The following is a 15,952-nucleotide window of genomic DNA, read 5'->3' as shown; positions in this document are numbered from 1 at the left end:
GTCACAGCGAGATCTCCGGCACGTCGAAACGGCGGCCCTCGGCCGAGGACTTCAGCCCCAGCTCGGCGAGCTGAACCCCACGAGCGCCCGCCAGCAGATCCCAGTGGTACGGCGCATCGGCGTACACATGCTTGAGGAACAGCTCCCACTGCGCCTTGAAGCCGTTGTCGAACTCGGCGTTGTCGGGGACCTCCTGCCACTGGTCGCGGAAGACCTCGGTGGCGGGGATGTCCGGGTTCCAGACCGGCTTCGGGGTCGAACTGCGGTGCTGGACACGGCAGTTGCGCAGACCGGCGACCGCCGAGCCCTCAGTCCCGTCGACCTGGAATTCCACCAACTCGTCACGGTTGACACGTACGGTCCAGGAGGAGTTGATCTGCGCGATGGCGCCGTTCTCGAGCTCGAAGATGCCGTACGCGGCGTCGTCGGCCGTCGCGGCGTACGGCTTGCCCTGCTCGTCCCAGCGCTGCGGGATGTGGGTCGCGGTCAGCGCCTGTACGGACTTGACGCGGCCGAACAGTTCGTGGAGGACGTACTCCCAGTGCGGGAACATGTCGACGACGATGCCGCCGCCGTCCTCCGCGCGGTAGTTCCAGGAGGGGCGCTGGGCGGGCTGCCAGTCGCCCTCGAAGACCCAGTAGCCGAACTCGCCGCGGATGGACAGGATCCGCCCGAAGAAGCCGCCCTCGATGAGGCGCTTCAGCTTGAGCAGGCCGGGCAGGAACAGTTTGTCCTGGACGACGCCGTGCTTGATGCCCTTGTCCGCGGCCAACCGGGCCAGCTCCAGGGCGCCGTCGAGGCCGGTCGCGGTCGGCTTCTCGGTGTAGATGTGCTTTCCGGCCTCGATGGCCTTCTTGATGGCGTCCTCGCGGGCGGAGGTGACCTGTGCGTCGAAGTAGATGTCGATGGCCGGGTCGTCGAGTACGGCGTCGAGGCTGGTGGACCAGTGCTCGAGGCCGTGCTGGTCGGCGAGCGCCTTCAGCGCGTGCTCACGGCGGCCGACGAGCACGGGCTCGGGCCACAGCACGGTGCCGTCGCCGAGATCGAGGCCGCCCTGTTCGCGCAGGGCGAGGATGGAGCGGACGAGATGCTGGCGGTAGCCCATGCGTCCCGTCACACCGTTCATCGCGATGCGCACCGTCTTGCGTGTCACGTCATTCCCTTCGTACGCGTCCTGCGCCGCGTACGCCCCACAGCGAACAGGTGAGCGTTGCAGCAAGCGCTTTCTATGTGTGAAGAAGCTAGCCTCTGTGCAGCGGATCGGACAACCCCGCGCGGTGATGAGATATGCGACGCAGATGCCTGAGTAGATCCCTGACCGGAGGACGATAGATGACCGTGACCCTGGCGGACGTGGCGGCTCGCGCGCAGGTCTCGCCCGCCACCGTGTCCCGCGTACTGAACGGCAACTATCCCGTGGCGGCGACCACGCGGGATCGGGTGCTGCGGGCCGTGGACGAGCTGGACTACGTACTGAACGGCCCGGCGAGCGCGCTGGCCGCCGCCACCTCCGACTTGGTCGGCATCCTCGTCAACGACATCGCCGACCCCTTCTTCGGGATCATGGCGGCGGCGATCCAGTCCGAGATCGGCGGGCCGGGTGGACGCGCGGGCGGGGAGCGGCTGGGGGTCGTCTGCAACACGGGCGGCTCGCCGGAGCGCGAGCTCACCTACCTCACGCTCCTTCAGCGGCAGCGGGCCGCCGCGGTCGTACTGACCGGGGGCGCCGTCGAGAACACCGCGCACGCGGCGGCCGTCGCGACGAAGCTGCGCAAGCTGGCGGACGCTGGGACGCGGGTGGTGTTGTGCGGGCGGCCGCCCGCGCCTGCCGACACCGAGGCGGTGGCGTTGACGTTCGACAACCGCGGGGGTGGGCGGGAGTTGACCGAGCACCTGATCGGGCTCGGGCATCGGAGGATGGGGTATATCGCGGGGCCCGAGGAGCGGACGACGACGCGGCATCGGCTCGAAGGTCACCGGGCTGCGCTCGCCGCGCACGGCATCGCCGACGATCCCGCGTGGACCGTCCACGGGCGGTACGACCGCCGGGCGGGTTACGAGGCGACCCTCGAACTCCTGCGGCGGGAGCCGTCGTTGACGGCTGTCGTCGCGGCGAACGACACGGTGGCGCTGGGCGCTTGTGCCGCGCTTCGGGACTCGGGGCTTCGTATCCCGGACGACGTATCGGTCGTCGGGTTCGATGACCTGCCGTTCAGCGTTGATGCGGTGCCTGCGCTGACGACTGTGCGCCTGCCGTTGTCGGAGGCGGGGGCCCGGGCGGGGCGGATCGCTATGGGGCGGGAGGAGGCGCCGGACGGGGGGATTGTGACGGTGCGGGGGGAATTGATGGTGCGGGGGTCGACGGGGGTCCCCAAGGGTTGAGGTTGTTCTTTGGCTGCGGGTCCGTTGTGGGTGGTGGCAATTCCCCATACCCGCCCCTTCCCGAAACCGGGGGCTGCGCCCCCAGGCCCCGCTGCCTCCGGCGGGTGGGCGCCTAGCGCGGGTGGTCGGGTTCGTGGGCGGGTGGGTGCCTACCGGGGTGGTGGGTGACAGTCGTGTCGCGGCTGCGGGTGCGTCGTGGCTGGGCGCGCAGTTCCCCGCGCCCCTTAAAGAACCTGCGGCTGCGGGTGCGATGTGGCCGGTCGCGCAGTTCCCCGCGCCCCTTAAAGAACCTGCGGCTGCGGGTGCGATGTGGCCGGTCGCGCAGTTCCCCGCGCCCCTTAAAGAACCTGCGGCTGCGGGTGCGATGTGGCCGGTCGCGCAGTTCCCCGCGCCCCTTAAAGAACCTGCGGCTGCGGGTGCGATGTGGCTGGGCGCGCAGTTCCCCGCGCCCCTTAAAGAACCTGCGGCTGCGGGTGCGATGTGGCTGGGCGCGCAGTCCCCGCGCCCCTAAAAGCAAAAGTCTGCGACTGCCCGCGGCCGGGAAGGCGCCCGCACGCGAGCAGCCCGTGCCCGGAAGGCGCCCGCGCCCCGGGCAAGCCCGCGCCCCGGACAGCCCGCCCGGAGGAAGCCCGCACCCCCACAGCCCCGCAGCCGCCCACGGCGGCAAGGGGACGGGGCGGGGGTGTGCGCCCGCAGCGGCCGGCGCGCCAACACCGGCACCCCCTACCAGCCGACAGCAACGCGCGCCGGTCCGAGGACGGACACCCCCGACGCGGCCCCGCACCCACCACATACCTCAGGGGGCGCGGGGAACTGCGCGAGCAACCACGACGGACCGGTAGTCGCCCATGAACCGAACCCCCACCGCCCTGGGCGACCCATGGACGTGGGCCCGTCGTCGACCTACCCTCGGACTGGCGATATCTCTGACTGAGTCAACCATCCGAGGTCGGGCTATGACCATCCAGGACATCCGCTCGTTCAACCGGTTCTACACGAACGTCATCGGCGCGCTGGACTACAGCCGCCAGCTGTACGCCCCGTACACCCTCACCGAGGCCCGCGTCCTGTACGAGCTAGCGCACGCGCCCCGTACGGACGCCGCCGACCTGCGCACCGAACTGTCCCTGGACGCCGGCTACTTGAGCCGCATCCTGGCGAAGTTCGAGCAGGACGGCCTGATCGAACGCGCACCGTCCGAGAAGGACACCCGACGCCGACGCGTCACCCTCACCGCGCGCGGACGCGAGGCAGCCGACCTGCTCGACGAACGATCGCGAGAGGCGGTCGGCTCCCTGCTCGCGACGGTTCCGGCAAACGAGCGCCCCCGCCTCGCGGATGCGATGCGCACGATCCGCGACGTCCTGTCCGCCGGCCGCGCACCCCGCGGCGAGGACGTAGTCCTGCGCGACCCCGGCCCCGGCGACCTCGGCTGGATCGTCCAGCGCAACGCCGCGCTGTACTCCGCCGAGCACGGCTGGAACACGGACTACGAAGGCCTGGTCGCCAGGATCGTCGCCGACTTCGCGGAGGATCACGACCCGCACCTGGAGCGGGTATGGATCGCGGAGCTGGACGGCCGCCCGGTGGGCTGCGTGATGTGCGTACGGGACGAGGCACCGGGCGCGGCACGCCTACGGCTCCTCCTCGTCGAACCGGACGCCCGCGGCCTCGGCATCGGCGACCAACTCGTACGCGCCTGCATCGAGTTCGCCCGCGGCGTCGGCTACCGCGAAATGGTCCTGTGGACGAACGACGCACTGACCGCAGCCCGCCGCATCTACCAGCGCCACGGCTTCGTCCTCCTCGCCGAGAAACCGCACCGCTCCTTCGGCGTAGACCTGGTCGGCCAGGACTGGCGCCTGGACCTGCACAGCGGTCAGGACTGACCCTGCCCAGCACGCGGGGCCAAAAGGTAAGGTCCGCAGCATGAAGCTGGCGTTCTCCACTCTCGGCGTCCCCGGACTCCCCATCCCCGACGTGGTACGGCTCGCGGCCACCCACGGCTACCACGGCGTCGAGCTACGCGCGCACCCCGAGGAGCCGGTCCACCCCGGCATAGACCTGAGCCGAAGGGCCGACGTGGCCGCCGAGTTCAAGGCGGCCGGCGTCGAGATCCTGGGCCTAGCGGGATACGCGCGCGTGGCCGCACCCGGCGAGGACGGCCCCGTACTCCAGGACATCCGCGAACTCCTCGAGCTGGCCCGCGACTTGGGCGCCCCCTACATCCGCGTCTTCCCCGGCGGCGGCACCGACCAGAGCCCCGAGGAAGCCGACGCGACGGCCGCGCGACGCCTGGGCACAGCAGCGGAGTACGCCGCCGATCTCGGCGTACGCATCCTCCTGGAGACCCACGACTCCCACCGCACCGGCGCGGACGCGATCCGCGTCCTCGGCCTCGTCGGCCACCCCCGCGTCGGCGCCCTCTGGGACGTCATGCACACCTGGCTAGGCGGCGAACAACCCGGCTCCACGTACGTCGCCCTCTCCCCCTACCTCGGCTACGTCCAGGTCAAGGACATCGCCTCATCCGACGACACCACCCCGCTACCGCTCGGCTCGGGCGTCCTCCCCCTCACCGAGTGCGTGGAACTCCTCTCCCGCGAGGGCTGGGACGGCTGGCTGTGCTGGGAGTACGAAAAGCGCTGGTACGACTCGGCCGCGCCGCTGGAGGGGCTGCTGGGGGCGGGCCGGGAGCACCTTTCCCGGTTGCTGAACGAGTCAGCGTAAAAGCGTCTGGACGAAAACAGCGGTCGCTGACGCGGGAGCGCCCGGCCCGAAACAGCGCCGCAGGAACCTCCTCGGGCACGGTGGTGCGTTTCCGTACCAATTTTTGGGAATCGGGCCGATCCGGGGAACCCATCCCCGCCACCCTCCGTCCAACTCGCAGGCTGCCGGATGAGTCTCCGCTGTGCGGTGTCGGCCCTCGCTGCTGGCTGCGATCGCTGACCTACCCTCTCCAACCGCCTGCGGCCGGTAGCCATGCCGTCATCGGCGCGCCCCCCTCCAACAGCGCCGATGGCGGCCCCTCTTGGGGCCACTTTCGCTCGAGCCGTCCGCTGGAAGCACCGTGATGAACCTGCGGGTTCGTTGTGGCTGGTCGCGCCCACGCGGCGGAGCCGCAAATTGATACAGCCCCGCGCCCCTAACGGGGCGCTTTGCCGCACCGGACTTTTCCTGTGCCGTCGCGCGCCCTTGACTGGCAGAAAGTTCCCAGCTATCCGTGACTTCTTGGAAGTTTCCTTCATGCTCGCCCCTCCACGGGTCCCTGGGCCCTCTCCGGAAGGAGCGCACGTGTACGAACGTACGAGGAAGTCCGGTACCTCCAGACGTACGCTGCTTGCCGTCACGGCGGGCACCGCGGCGGCCGTCGCGGTCGGTCAGACCGACGCCCGGGCGGACAGCGCCGACCGGCGACTGAGCGCCCTCATCTCCCGTATGACTCTCGAAGAGAAGGTCGGGCAGCTCTTCGTGATGCGGGTGTACGGGCATTCAGCGACCGCGCCCGACCAGGCCGACATCGACGCGAATCTCGAGGAGATCGGCGTACGGACAGCCGCCGAGCTGATCGCCAAGTACCACGTGGGCGGGATCATCTACTTCGCCTGGGCGCACAACACCCGTGATCCGCACCAGATGGCGGATCTGAGCAATGGGATCCAGCGGGCCTCGCTCGGGAAGCCCCGTGGACTGCCCGTTCTCATCTCCACCGACCAGGAGCACGGCATCGTCGCCCGCGTGGGCAAGCCCGCGACCCTCCTCCCGGGTGCGATGGCGCTCGGCGCCGGTGGGTCTCGGTCGGATGCCCGTCGAGCCGGGCAGATCGGCGGGGCCGAGCTGCGCGCCATGGGTATCCGGCAGGACTACGCACCGGTCGCCGACGTGAACGTGAACCCGGCCAACCCGGTCATCGGCGTACGTTCCTTCGGCGCCGATCCGCGGGCCGTGGCCGCTCTCGTCGCCGCTCAGGTGAAGGGCTACCAGAGCGCCTCGGTGGCCGCCACGGCCAAGCACTTCCCTGGCCACGGCGACACCGAGACCGACAGCCACTACGGGTTCCCGGTCATCGAGCACACCGAGGCACAGTGGGCCGAGCTGGACGCGCCGCCCTTCCGGGCCGCGATCGCCGCCGGGATCGACTCGATCATGACCGCGCACATCATGGTTCCGGCGCTCGATCCCTCCGGCGACCCGGCCACGCTCTCCCGCCCGATCCTCACCGGCATCCTGCGCGAACGGCTCGGCTTCGACGGGGTGGTGGTGACCGACTCGCTCGGCATGGAGGGCGTCCGCACGAAGTACGGCGACGACCGCGTGCCGGTGCTCGCGCTCAAGGCCGGTGTCGACCAGCTCCTCAACCCGCCGAAGCTGGACCTCGCCTGGAACGCCGTCCTGGCGGCCGTACGCGGCGGCGAGCTGACCGAGGCCCGCCTCGACGAGTCGATCCTGCGCGTGCTGCGGCTGAAGGCGAAGCTGGGGCTGCTGAAGGATCCGTACGTCTCCCGCCGTGGTGTCGACCGCGTCGTCGGCATCCCGGCGCATCTCAGGGCGGCCGACAAGATCGCCGACGGTACGACGACGCTGCTGGTCAACTCGGGGGGCCTGTTGCCGCTTTCGCGCCGTACGCATCGCAAAGTGCTCGTCGTCGGCGCCGATCCCGCCTCGCCGTCCGGGTCCACCGGGCCGCCGACGACCGTCCTCGCGGGCGCACTCACGGAGCTGGGCTTCACCGCCACCGCGCTCTCCACCGGTACGGCACCCTCCGCGGCTGCCATCGCGCAGGCCGTGGCGGCGGCGCGGGACGCGGACGCGGTGGTCGTCGGCACGTACAACGTCACGGCGACCAGCTCGCAGAAGACCCTCGTCGGCGAGCTTCTCGCGACCGGCCGCCCGGTGGTCGCGGTGGCCATCCGCAACCCGTACGACGTCGCCCAACTGGCCGCAGTCAAGGCCTACTTGGCGACGTACTCCTGGACCGACGTCGAGCTGCGCGCCGCGGCCCGGGTGATCGCGGGACGCATCGAACCGGCGGGCAGGCTGCCGGTGCCCGTGCAGCGGGCGGACGATCCGGATCGGGTGCTGTATCCGATCGGGCACGGGTGGAGTTACTAGCTCGTAGTCGCACAACGGATCGGGCTACCAGACCCTAGTCCGACATTGAACGACGTACGGCTGTACAGTCCGCCGTAGGCCACGTACGCCGCACACCCGGCGCACCGCCCCCAAAAGGCGCAAAGCATCCTGCACGTCTGGCGTGGGCCGCGGTGGCGGGTCACGCTGGGCGGGGGTATCGGGGGGAGCGTCATGCACAAGGCACGGTGTGGGTGGGTGGTGTGCGCGCTGCTGGTGCTGGTGGCGGCGCTCACCGGGTGCGATCGGCTTTCGGGGTCCGCGGATTCCGGGGAGGGCCGGCTCGGCGAGAGCGGCGAGAGCGGGCGGGTGACGCCGACGCGGACCGCCGGGTACGGGGCGGAGTTCCTCGGGGTCGACGAGTGCAGTTCGTTCGGGCGTACGTCGTTCACCGAGGTGGCGTGCAGCAGTGAGCGGGCGGCGGCGCGGGTCGTGGCGCGCCATGACGGCAAGCAGAGCGAAGGTCCGCCGTGCCCCGCCACCACGGACTTCGTGCTGCACATCAGCGAACAGAAGCCGTCCGCGGACGAGGACGGCGACGGCGCGGTCCCGCAGGGCTACGCCTGTATGCGCAATCTGCAGAAGCCCCACCCCGGCGACCCGGGTGGCGGCGGAGGCCCGCGCACGATCGTCGGCGACTGCGTCTACAGCGCCGGCAAGGGCGAGGTCCGCGAGACGGCCTGCGACGGCAAGGGCGAGAAGTCGCCCGAGTACAAGGTGACTTCGGCGGTCGAGAAGCGCGCCGAGTGTCCCGCGTCGACCGCCCTGTACGTCCGGCTCGGCGGTCCGAAGCCGGTGGGCTGCGCCCGCCCGCTGTGATCGACGGACGGGCGCAGCAAGGAAGTTGGAGCAGGCAGGACAGGTAAGGCAGATAGGGCAGTTACGGCTTTACGGCCGCAGCTGGCGCTCCGCGCTGTGCTTGTCCAGCTTCCTGTCGTACTTGGCCAGCGGCTTCGCCTTCGCGGGGTCGTCCTGGACCGTGGCCGAGGCGACGCCCGCCCACTTCAGGATGCGGGCCGTGGCGAGGGCCTTCTCGTCGGCGACGAGTCCGGCGACATTGGCGCCGTGGTTCGCGCCGGGGGCCGTGAAGATGTACGAGTCACGGGCGCCCTTGCCCAGGTGGAACGGCTCGGAGCCCCACGGGTCGTTCTCGCCGTACACGAACAGCATCTGCTTGGCGTTGTGCTTGACCCAGGTGTCGACGTCGCGCATCGCCCACGGCTGGAACTTCATGGAGATGTCGCGCGGCACGAAGTTCCGCGGCGGCTGGTAGCCGTAGCGGATCAGCCCCGGCTCGATGTGCGGGAACTCGATGTCCGGCGCCCCGAGTTGCGTACCCGCCTGGTAGTAGTACGGCGTGTACTGCTCCAGGCCCTGGTCGGCGTAGGCGGAGAAGCCGACGATCGTGTCGATCGTGCTCCACAGCTCGTCGTCGGTGGCCTTCGCGGCGTCCGCCGGGATCGTGTCGCAGTCGCCGAGCAGGCTGTACTGCCAGAAGCCCCACACATAGTCGAGGACGACGGCCTCGTACGCCTTGTCCATGCTGCCGATGGTCTTGAAGGTCAGCCCCTCGGCCGCGGCGTACTCCTCGTAGCGCTTCTCCAGCTGCTCACGGCGTACGAGCGCCTCGCGCTGCACGGCGTTCAGCTTGTCGCGGCACTCCTTGGTGCCGACGCCCGCGAAGAAGCGGTCGTACGCCGAATCCTCCTTGTTCACCACGTCGTTGGGGGCGACGTACGCGACGACGCCGTCCATGTCGCGCGGGTAGAAGCGCTCGTAGTACGTGGCGGTCATGCCGCCCTTCGAACCGCCCGTGGAGAGCCACTTCTTGTCGTAGATCTTCTTCAGCGCCTTGAAGATACGGTGCTGGTCGCTGGCCGCCTGCCAGATGTCGAGCTTGGACCAGTCGGCCGGGTCGGGGCGGGACGGAGTGAAGAAGCGGTACTCCATCGAGATCTGGTTGCCGTCCACGATCTGGGTCGGCTCGCTGCGGCGCGGTGTCGTCGAGACGTTGTAGCCGCTGGTGAAGAAGACCGTCGGGCGGGCGGTGTCCTTGTGCAGCACCGTGATGCGCTGCTTGAACGTGCCCTTGGACGGGTGCCGGTGGTCGATCGGCTGGGTGTAGTTGAGGACGAAGTAGCGGTAGCCGGTGTAGGGCTTCTCCTCAATCAGGCTCATGCCCGGTATCGCGAGGAGGCGGTCCTTTATGTCGGCGGTTGCCGACGGCTGTGCGGCGGTGGCCTCCGGCTGTGCGGCGGTGGCCGCGCCGGCCGTGCTCACAGTGCCTATGAGCACCACGAGCGACAGCAGCCATCTGAGCGTCTTGCGCATGCACACTCCCCTGGAAAACACAGATGTCCGCCGGAACTTAGCGGAGCAACTCCGTTGAGGCCAGGGGATGTTGGTGCGCATTCCGGACAATGGTGCGCAGTGCGGGGAATTCGTTGAAGCTGCGGGTCCGTCGTGGCTTGTCGCGCAGTTCCCCGCGCCCCTAAAAAGGCAAGGCCATGAAGTTATGGTTCAGCGGCTGGTGGCAAGGGGTGCTTGATCTGGCGGAACGCAGAGTGCAGGAAGCGGAGCCCCGGTAGAACTGACAGTCGACCAAGACATGTCGTTCACAAAGACCGGAGGCTCCGCTGTCCGTGCAGTGTGTCATCACCCGCGAGATCGCGGTAGCCGAGGGCCTCTACGCGCCAGGCCATCTGGGCGAGCTGACCCAGATCGTGCCGTTCGAGATGGTCGATACGGTGCTCGCCGAGTGCGGGGCCGTTCAGCGTCGGCTGCGCAAGCTGCCTGCCCGCGTCGTCGTCTACCTGCTGCTGGCCGCCGCGTTGTTCGAGGACTGCGGCTACCGCGCCGTGTGGGGCAAGCTGACTGCCGCGTTGGATGCGCTGCCGCTGCCGAGTGTCACGGCAACAGCCCTGTGGCATGCCCGCTGCCGCCTGGGACCCCGCCCGCTGCAGGCCCTGTTCGACCTCCTGCGCGGCCCGGCGAGCACGATCGGTACCACCGGGGCACGCTGGGCCCACCTGCTGGTCGTCGCCATCGACGGCACCTACCTCGACGTCCCCGACAGCCCCCACACCCGCGCCTGCCTGGGCAAGGGGTCCAACCGGTTCAACACCGCCGGCTACCCGCAGATCTGCCTGACCGCCCTGGTCGCCTGCGGCACCCGCGCCGTCCTGGACGCGGCCTTCGGACCACGCAGCACCGGCGAGACCACCTACGGCCGGCGCCTGCTGCGCTCCCTGACACCCGGAATGATCGTGCTGCTGGACCGCGGCTTCAGCGGCAACGCCTTCCTTGAGCACACCGCCGCCACCGGAGCCGACTTCCTGGCCCGCCTGACCGCCACCCGCAAACCGCCCCTCCTGCGGCGCCTGCCGGACGGCTCCTTCCTCTCCCGCATCGCCACCGTCGACGTCCGCATCATCGAATGCGAGATCACCATCACCACCACCGCCGGACGCCACACCGGCGTCTACCGTCTGGCGACCACCCTGCTCGACCACCGCACCCATCCCGCGTTCGAGCTGGTCAAGCTCTACCACGAACGCTGGGAAGTGGAGTCCGCCTACTTCGCGATCAAGAAATCCATGCTCGGCCGCCGGGTCCTGCGCGCCCGCACCATGCCCGGCATCGCCCAGGAGGTCTACGCCCTGCTCACCGTCTACCAGGCCATCAGGACCGCCATCGCCGACGCCACCGGCACCGTCCCCGGCACCGACCCAGACCGCGCAAGCTTCTCCGCCGCCCTCCAAGCCGCCCGCGACCAGGTCGTCCAGGCCGCGAACGTGATCGCCGGCACCACCATCGACCTCGTCGGCGCCATCGGCCACGCGGTCCTGAACCAGCTCATGCCCGCCCGCCGCCTGCGCGTCAGCCCCCGCGCCGTCAAACGCCCCCTGTCCCGCTACGCCTATAAAAGTCTCCGCGTCGACCGACGCACCTACAAGGCCACCATCAGCATCGACATCCTCTCGACAACAGCCATCAGCCCATAACTTCATGGCCTTGCCTAAAAAGGAAGGCCTGCGGCCTCCTTATTAGGGGCGCCGGGTCACAGGCGGATCCAGCCCGAGCTCACCGACGCCGAACCGACCGTTCCCTTAACCAGTACGCGGCGGTGTCCGACATGTGCCGTCACCGGGCCCGCATGGTGGCGGAACAGGCCCTTGTTCACGGCCGGGCGGGCGCGCCAGGCCCGAACGCTCACGGACATGTACGTGCGCGCGCCCTCCCTCTTGCGGAGGGTCAGCGCGCAGACGTAGCCGTCCTTCTTATAGATCTGGAGGGACCCGGTGGAGAAGGGCAGGGTGCGGATCTTGCGGCCGGAACAGAGGGATGCCGCCTCCGCGGTGGCCGTGCCGGGGCCCGCGAGCGACAGAAGTCCGGCAGCGGTCAGTACAGCCACAGCGAGCGCCATATGGCGGCGTATCGCGCTCTTGTCCACTGTTGTTCCTCCCGCAGCAATCGGCGTACTCCGTCTACGGACGCAAGGCGTAGGCCGTCTGGTTGCGTTGGGGGAGAAAGCCGGGAGAAAAGCTACGTCACTGCGACAGCGGGGCTGCGACGGGCTCCCCGAGGAACATCTGCCACAACTCAGCGTACCGCCCGCCCCGTTCGAGCAGTTCCTCGTGGGTGCCGTCCTCCGCGACCCGGCCGTGGTCCATGACCACGACCCGGTCCGCGCGGGCCGCCGTGGTCAGGCGGTGGGCGACGATCAAGGTGGTGCGCGCGTAAGCGCTCGATGAGGGGTGGTGGTCGGGCGACGGGTGGGCGGTGCGGCGGCCCGCGATGCGGTCGGTGGCCTGGTTGACCTGGGCCTCGGTGGCCAGGTCGAGGGCGGCGGTGGCCTCGTCGAGCAGGAGGATGTCGGGGTCGACGAGTTCGGCGCGGGCGAGGGCGATCAACTGGCGTTGCCCGGCGGAGAGGTTGCGGCCGCGCTCGGCGACCTCGTGGAGGTAGCCGCCGTCGAGCGTGGCGATCATGTCGTGCGCGCCGACCGCGCGGGCGGCGGCCTCCACCTCGGCGTCGGTGGCGTCCGGGCGGCCGTACGCGATGGCGTCCCGGACCGTGCCTTGGAAGAGGTACGCCTCCTGGGGGACGACGCCCAGACGGTGCCGGTACGAGGTGAGGTCCAGCGCGCGCAGGTCGGTGCCGTCGACGGTGACCCGTCCGCTCGTCGGGTCGTAGAACCGGGCGACCAGCTTGACCAGCGTCGACTTGCCCGCGCCCGTCTCGCCGACGAAGGCCACGGTCTGTCCGGCGGGGATGTGCAACTTCACGCCGCTCAGGGCCTCTTCGTCGTCCTTGTACGCGAAGTCGACGTCCTCGAAGGCGATCTCCCCCCGCAGGGACGGGACTTCGAGCGCCTTGTCGGCGGCCTTGGTGGAGGTCGGCTCCTGGAGCAGTTCCTGGACGCGGCCCAGCGAGACGCTCGCCTGCTGGTAGCCGTCGAAGACCTGCGAGAGCTGCTGCACGGGCGCGAAGAACAGGTCGATGTAGAGCAGGTAGGCGACCAGCGCACCGGTGCTGAGCGTCCCCGCGTCGATCCGTCCCGCGCCCACGATGATCACCGCGGCCGCCGCGACCGACGACAGGAACTGCACGAAGGGGAAGTACACCGAGATCAGCCACTGCCCCCTGATGCGCGCCTTGCGGTAGCTGTCGCTGCCTGCCGTGAACCGCTCCCGGCCGCCGCGCTCACGCCGGAACGCCTGCACGATCCGCAGCCCGGCCACCGACTCCTGAAGGTCGGCGTTCACCACGGAGACGCGCTCACGGGCGAGTTCGTACGCCTTCACGCTCGACCGGCGGAAGAAGACCGTGCCGATGATCAGCGGCGGCAGCGTCGCGAAGACGACGAGCGCGAGCTGGATGTCGATCACGAACAGCGCGACCATGATGCCGAAGAAGGTGACGACCGAGACGAAGGCGGTGACGAGTCCCGTCTGCAGGAACGTCGACAGGGCGTCCACGTCGGTCGTCATCCGGGTCATGATCCGGCCTGTCAACTCCCGCTCGTAGTAGTCGAGTCCGAGCCGCTGGAGCTGCGCGAAGATCTTCAGCCGGAGCGCGTACAGGACCCTCTCGCCCGTACGTCCCGTCATACGGATCTCACCGGTCTGCGCCACCCACTGGACGATCACGGTGAGCAGGGCCAGCAGGGACGCCGTCCACACCGCGCCCTCGGCGACCTTGCTGACACCGTCGTCGATTCCGTTCCGGATCATGACCGGCAGCAGCAGTCCCATGCCCGCGTCGACGGCGACGAGGCCGAGGCTGACGAGAAGGGGGAGCCCGAAGCCCCGCAACAGTCTGCGGAGCCCGTACGACTCTTCCGGGGTGACCGCCCGCGCCTCGTCGATGTCGGGCTTGTCGTTCGCCGGAGGCAAGGCCTCGACCTGGGCGAGGAGTTCGGGTGTCGCCGGCATCCCGTCCATGGCGGCGTCCCGGGGCTCACGGTCGCCGGTCCACAGCTTGGGCGTGATCCCGCGCTCGGCGTCGAACTCGGCGTCCAGTTCATCGCGTACGGACGTGTCCTCGACCGGGCAGGCGGGCTGGGTGTGCCCCGGCGAGACGCCGCCCAGCTCATCCGGGTCGGTGAGCAGACGCCGGTACAGGGGTGAACGCTGCTGGAGTTCCTCGTGCGTACCGATGTCGGCGAGCCGTCCGCCGTCGAGGACGGCGATGCGGTCGGCGAGGTTGAGCGTGGAACGGCGGTGGGCGATGAGGAGAGTCGTACGGCCCTCCATCACATGCTTCAGGGCCTCGTGGATCTCGTGCTCTACGCGGGCGTCCACGGCCGAGGTCGCGTCGTCGAGGACCAGCAGGCGGGGGTCGGTGAGGATCGCGCGGGCGAGGGCGACGCGCTGGCGCTGCCCGCCGGAGAGGGTCAGGCCCTGCTCGCCGACCTTGGTGTCGTACCCGTCCGGCAGTTCGGCGATGAACCGGTCCGCCTGCGCGGCCCGCGCCGCGGTGACGATCTCCTCCTGGGTGGCGTCGGGGCGGCCGTACGCGATGTTGGCGCGCACGGTGTCCGAGAAGAGGAAGGAGTCCTCGGGGACGAGCCCGATCGCGGCGCGCAGCGATTCGAGGGTCAGCTCGCGCACATCGTGGCCGCCGACGAGGACGGCGCCGCGCGTGACGTCGTAGAAGCGAGGAAGGAGCAGGGAGACGGTGGACTTGCCGGAGCCTGATGAGCCGACGACGGCGAGAGTCTCGCCCGGGCGGATCTCGAAGCTGAGCCCGTCGAGAACGGGTTGCGAGGAGTCGGCGTATCCGAAGCTCACATCGTCGAACTCGACGGTCGCTGGCGCGTCGGCCGGCAGCGGCTTCGTGCCGTCCTCGATGGACGGCTCGGTGTCGATGAGCTCAAGGACGCGCTCGGCACCGGCGCGGGCCTGCTGCCCGACGGTGAGCACCATGGCGAGCATGCGCACGGGCCCGACGAGCTGGGCGAGGTACGTCGAGAAGGCGACGAACGTACCGAGGGTGATGTGCCCGCGTACGGCGAGCCAGCCGCCCAGCGCGAGCATCGCGACCTGCCCGAGCGCGGGTACGGCCTGCAGTGCGGGGGTGTAGCGGGCGTTGAGCTTGATGGTCCGCAGCCGCCCCGCGAAGAGCCGCCGCCCGACCTCTCGCAGCTTCCCGGTCTCCTGGTCTTCCTGCCCGAACCCCTTCACCACGCGTACGCCGCTGACGGCGCCGTCGACGACTCCCGCGACGGCGGCGGCCTGACCCTGCGCGTACCAGGTGGCCGGGTGCAGCCGGCTGCTGCTGTGCTTGGCGATGAACCACAGGGCGGGGGCGACGGCCAACGCGACGCCGGTGAGCGGGAGGGACAGCGAGGCCATGATCCCGAGGGAGATCAGGAAGAGCAGTACGTTCCCGATCGTCATCGGGAGCATGAACAGCAGGCTCTGGATCAGCTGGAGGTCACTGGTCGCCCTGCCGACGACCTGCCCGGTCGACAGCTCGTCCTGGCGCCGCCCGTCGAGTCGGGTGATCGCCTTGTACATCTCGGTCCGCAAGTCGTGCTGGACGTCGAGGGCGAGCCGGCCGCCGTAGTAGCGCCGGATGTATGTGAAGACGTAGACGAGGAGGGCCGCCCCGATGAGGGCGCCCGCCCATGGGGCCATGTCCCGGGTCTTGTCCCCGATGACGTCATCGATGATCACCTTGGTGACCAGCGGGACCAGCGCCATGACCGCCATGCCGGCGAGCGAGGAGCCGAGCGCGAGCACGACGTCCTTCGGATACCGCCACGCATATCCGGCGAGCCGCCGTGCCCAGCCGCTCGACTCCCCCTGTTGCGCTGCCAACGCCGGTGCCTCCCGTAGGTCCGTTGGATCTAGATCCCTAGATCCCTAGATCCTTGTCCGCCGGAAGGCACCAACGCGATCGGAACCGGATTTCATCCCTCCGCAACACTCGG

General features: G+C 69.7%; 10 protein-coding genes. 6 read left to right on the top strand and 4 right to left on the bottom strand.

Annotated elements, in window-relative coordinates; all coding sequences use genetic code 11:
• Position 1 precedes the first annotated feature (1 nt).
• Positions 2-1,153 (bottom strand): Gfo/Idh/MocA family protein, encoded by a 1,152-nt coding sequence (locus OHT21_RS30125; RefSeq protein ID WP_328771422.1) that lies wholly within the window; start codon positions 1,151-1,153, stop codon positions 2-4.
• A gap of 179 nt (positions 1,154-1,332) precedes the next feature.
• On the opposite strand from OHT21_RS30125, the gene OHT21_RS30120 reads away from it, so the two are divergent.
• The 5 genes from OHT21_RS30120 (at position 1,333) to OHT21_RS30100 (ending at position 8,331) form a co-directional block, all read left to right on the top strand.
• Positions 1,333-2,382 carry a LacI family DNA-binding transcriptional regulator gene (locus OHT21_RS30120; protein WP_328771421.1) on the top strand — a complete coding sequence of 350 codons (1,050 nt, stop codon included), beginning with the start codon at positions 1,333-1,335 and terminating at the stop codon, positions 2,380-2,382.
• Positions 2,383-3,338: 956 nt separating this feature from the next.
• Complete coding sequence (locus tag OHT21_RS30115; RefSeq protein WP_328771420.1) at positions 3,339-4,271, top strand: bifunctional helix-turn-helix transcriptional regulator/GNAT family N-acetyltransferase; 933 nt, start codon at positions 3,339-3,341, stop codon at positions 4,269-4,271.
• A 40-nt stretch (positions 4,272-4,311) separates the two neighbouring features.
• Positions 4,312-5,112, top strand: a complete 801-nt coding sequence (locus tag OHT21_RS30110; RefSeq protein ID WP_328771419.1) for a sugar phosphate isomerase/epimerase family protein — start codon at positions 4,312-4,314, stop codon at positions 5,110-5,112.
• A 516-nt stretch (positions 5,113-5,628) separates the two neighbouring features.
• Positions 5,629-7,494 (top strand): glycoside hydrolase family 3 protein, encoded by a 1,866-nt coding sequence (locus OHT21_RS30105; protein WP_328771418.1) that lies wholly within the window; start codon positions 5,629-5,631, stop codon positions 7,492-7,494.
• Positions 7,495-7,686: 192 nt separating this feature from the next.
• A complete protein-coding gene (locus OHT21_RS30100; protein ID WP_328771417.1) occupies positions 7,687-8,331 on the top strand; it encodes a hypothetical protein in 645 nt (214 codons plus the stop codon).
• Positions 8,332-8,400: 69 nt separating this feature from the next.
• On the opposite strand, the gene OHT21_RS30095 is transcribed toward OHT21_RS30100, so the two are convergent.
• The gene (locus OHT21_RS30095; RefSeq protein ID WP_328771416.1) at positions 8,401-9,843 is read right to left on the bottom strand and encodes a S28 family serine protease; all 1,443 of its coding nucleotides are present in this window, start codon (positions 9,841-9,843) and stop codon (positions 8,401-8,403) included.
• Between the two features lie 311 nt (positions 9,844-10,154).
• Here OHT21_RS30095 and OHT21_RS30090 point away from each other — a divergent pair, with 311 nt between their 5' ends.
• Entirely contained in the window at positions 10,155-11,516 is a 1,362-nt protein-coding gene (locus OHT21_RS30090; RefSeq protein WP_328767071.1) for an IS4 family transposase, read from the top strand.
• A 56-nt stretch (positions 11,517-11,572) separates the two neighbouring features.
• On the opposite strand, the gene OHT21_RS30085 is transcribed toward OHT21_RS30090, so the two are convergent.
• On the bottom strand, positions 11,573-11,965 hold the full coding sequence (locus tag OHT21_RS30085; protein ID WP_328771415.1) for a hypothetical protein: 393 nt from the start codon (positions 11,963-11,965) through the stop codon (positions 11,573-11,575).
• A 97-nt stretch (positions 11,966-12,062) separates the two neighbouring features.
• Positions 12,063-15,839: an ABC transporter ATP-binding protein gene (locus tag OHT21_RS30080; protein WP_328771414.1), complete on the bottom strand. Its 3,777-nt coding sequence runs from the start codon at positions 15,837-15,839 to the stop codon at positions 12,063-12,065.
• Positions 15,840-15,952: the final 113 nt, after the last annotated feature.

It is taken from the genome of Streptomyces sp. NBC_00286 (genome assembly GCF_036173125.1).
Taxonomy (GTDB): Bacteria; Actinomycetota; Actinomycetes; order Streptomycetales; family Streptomycetaceae; genus Streptomyces.
The sequence above is the reverse complement of the archived record's forward strand: the minus strand, read 5'-3'. Positions and strand labels throughout refer to the sequence as shown.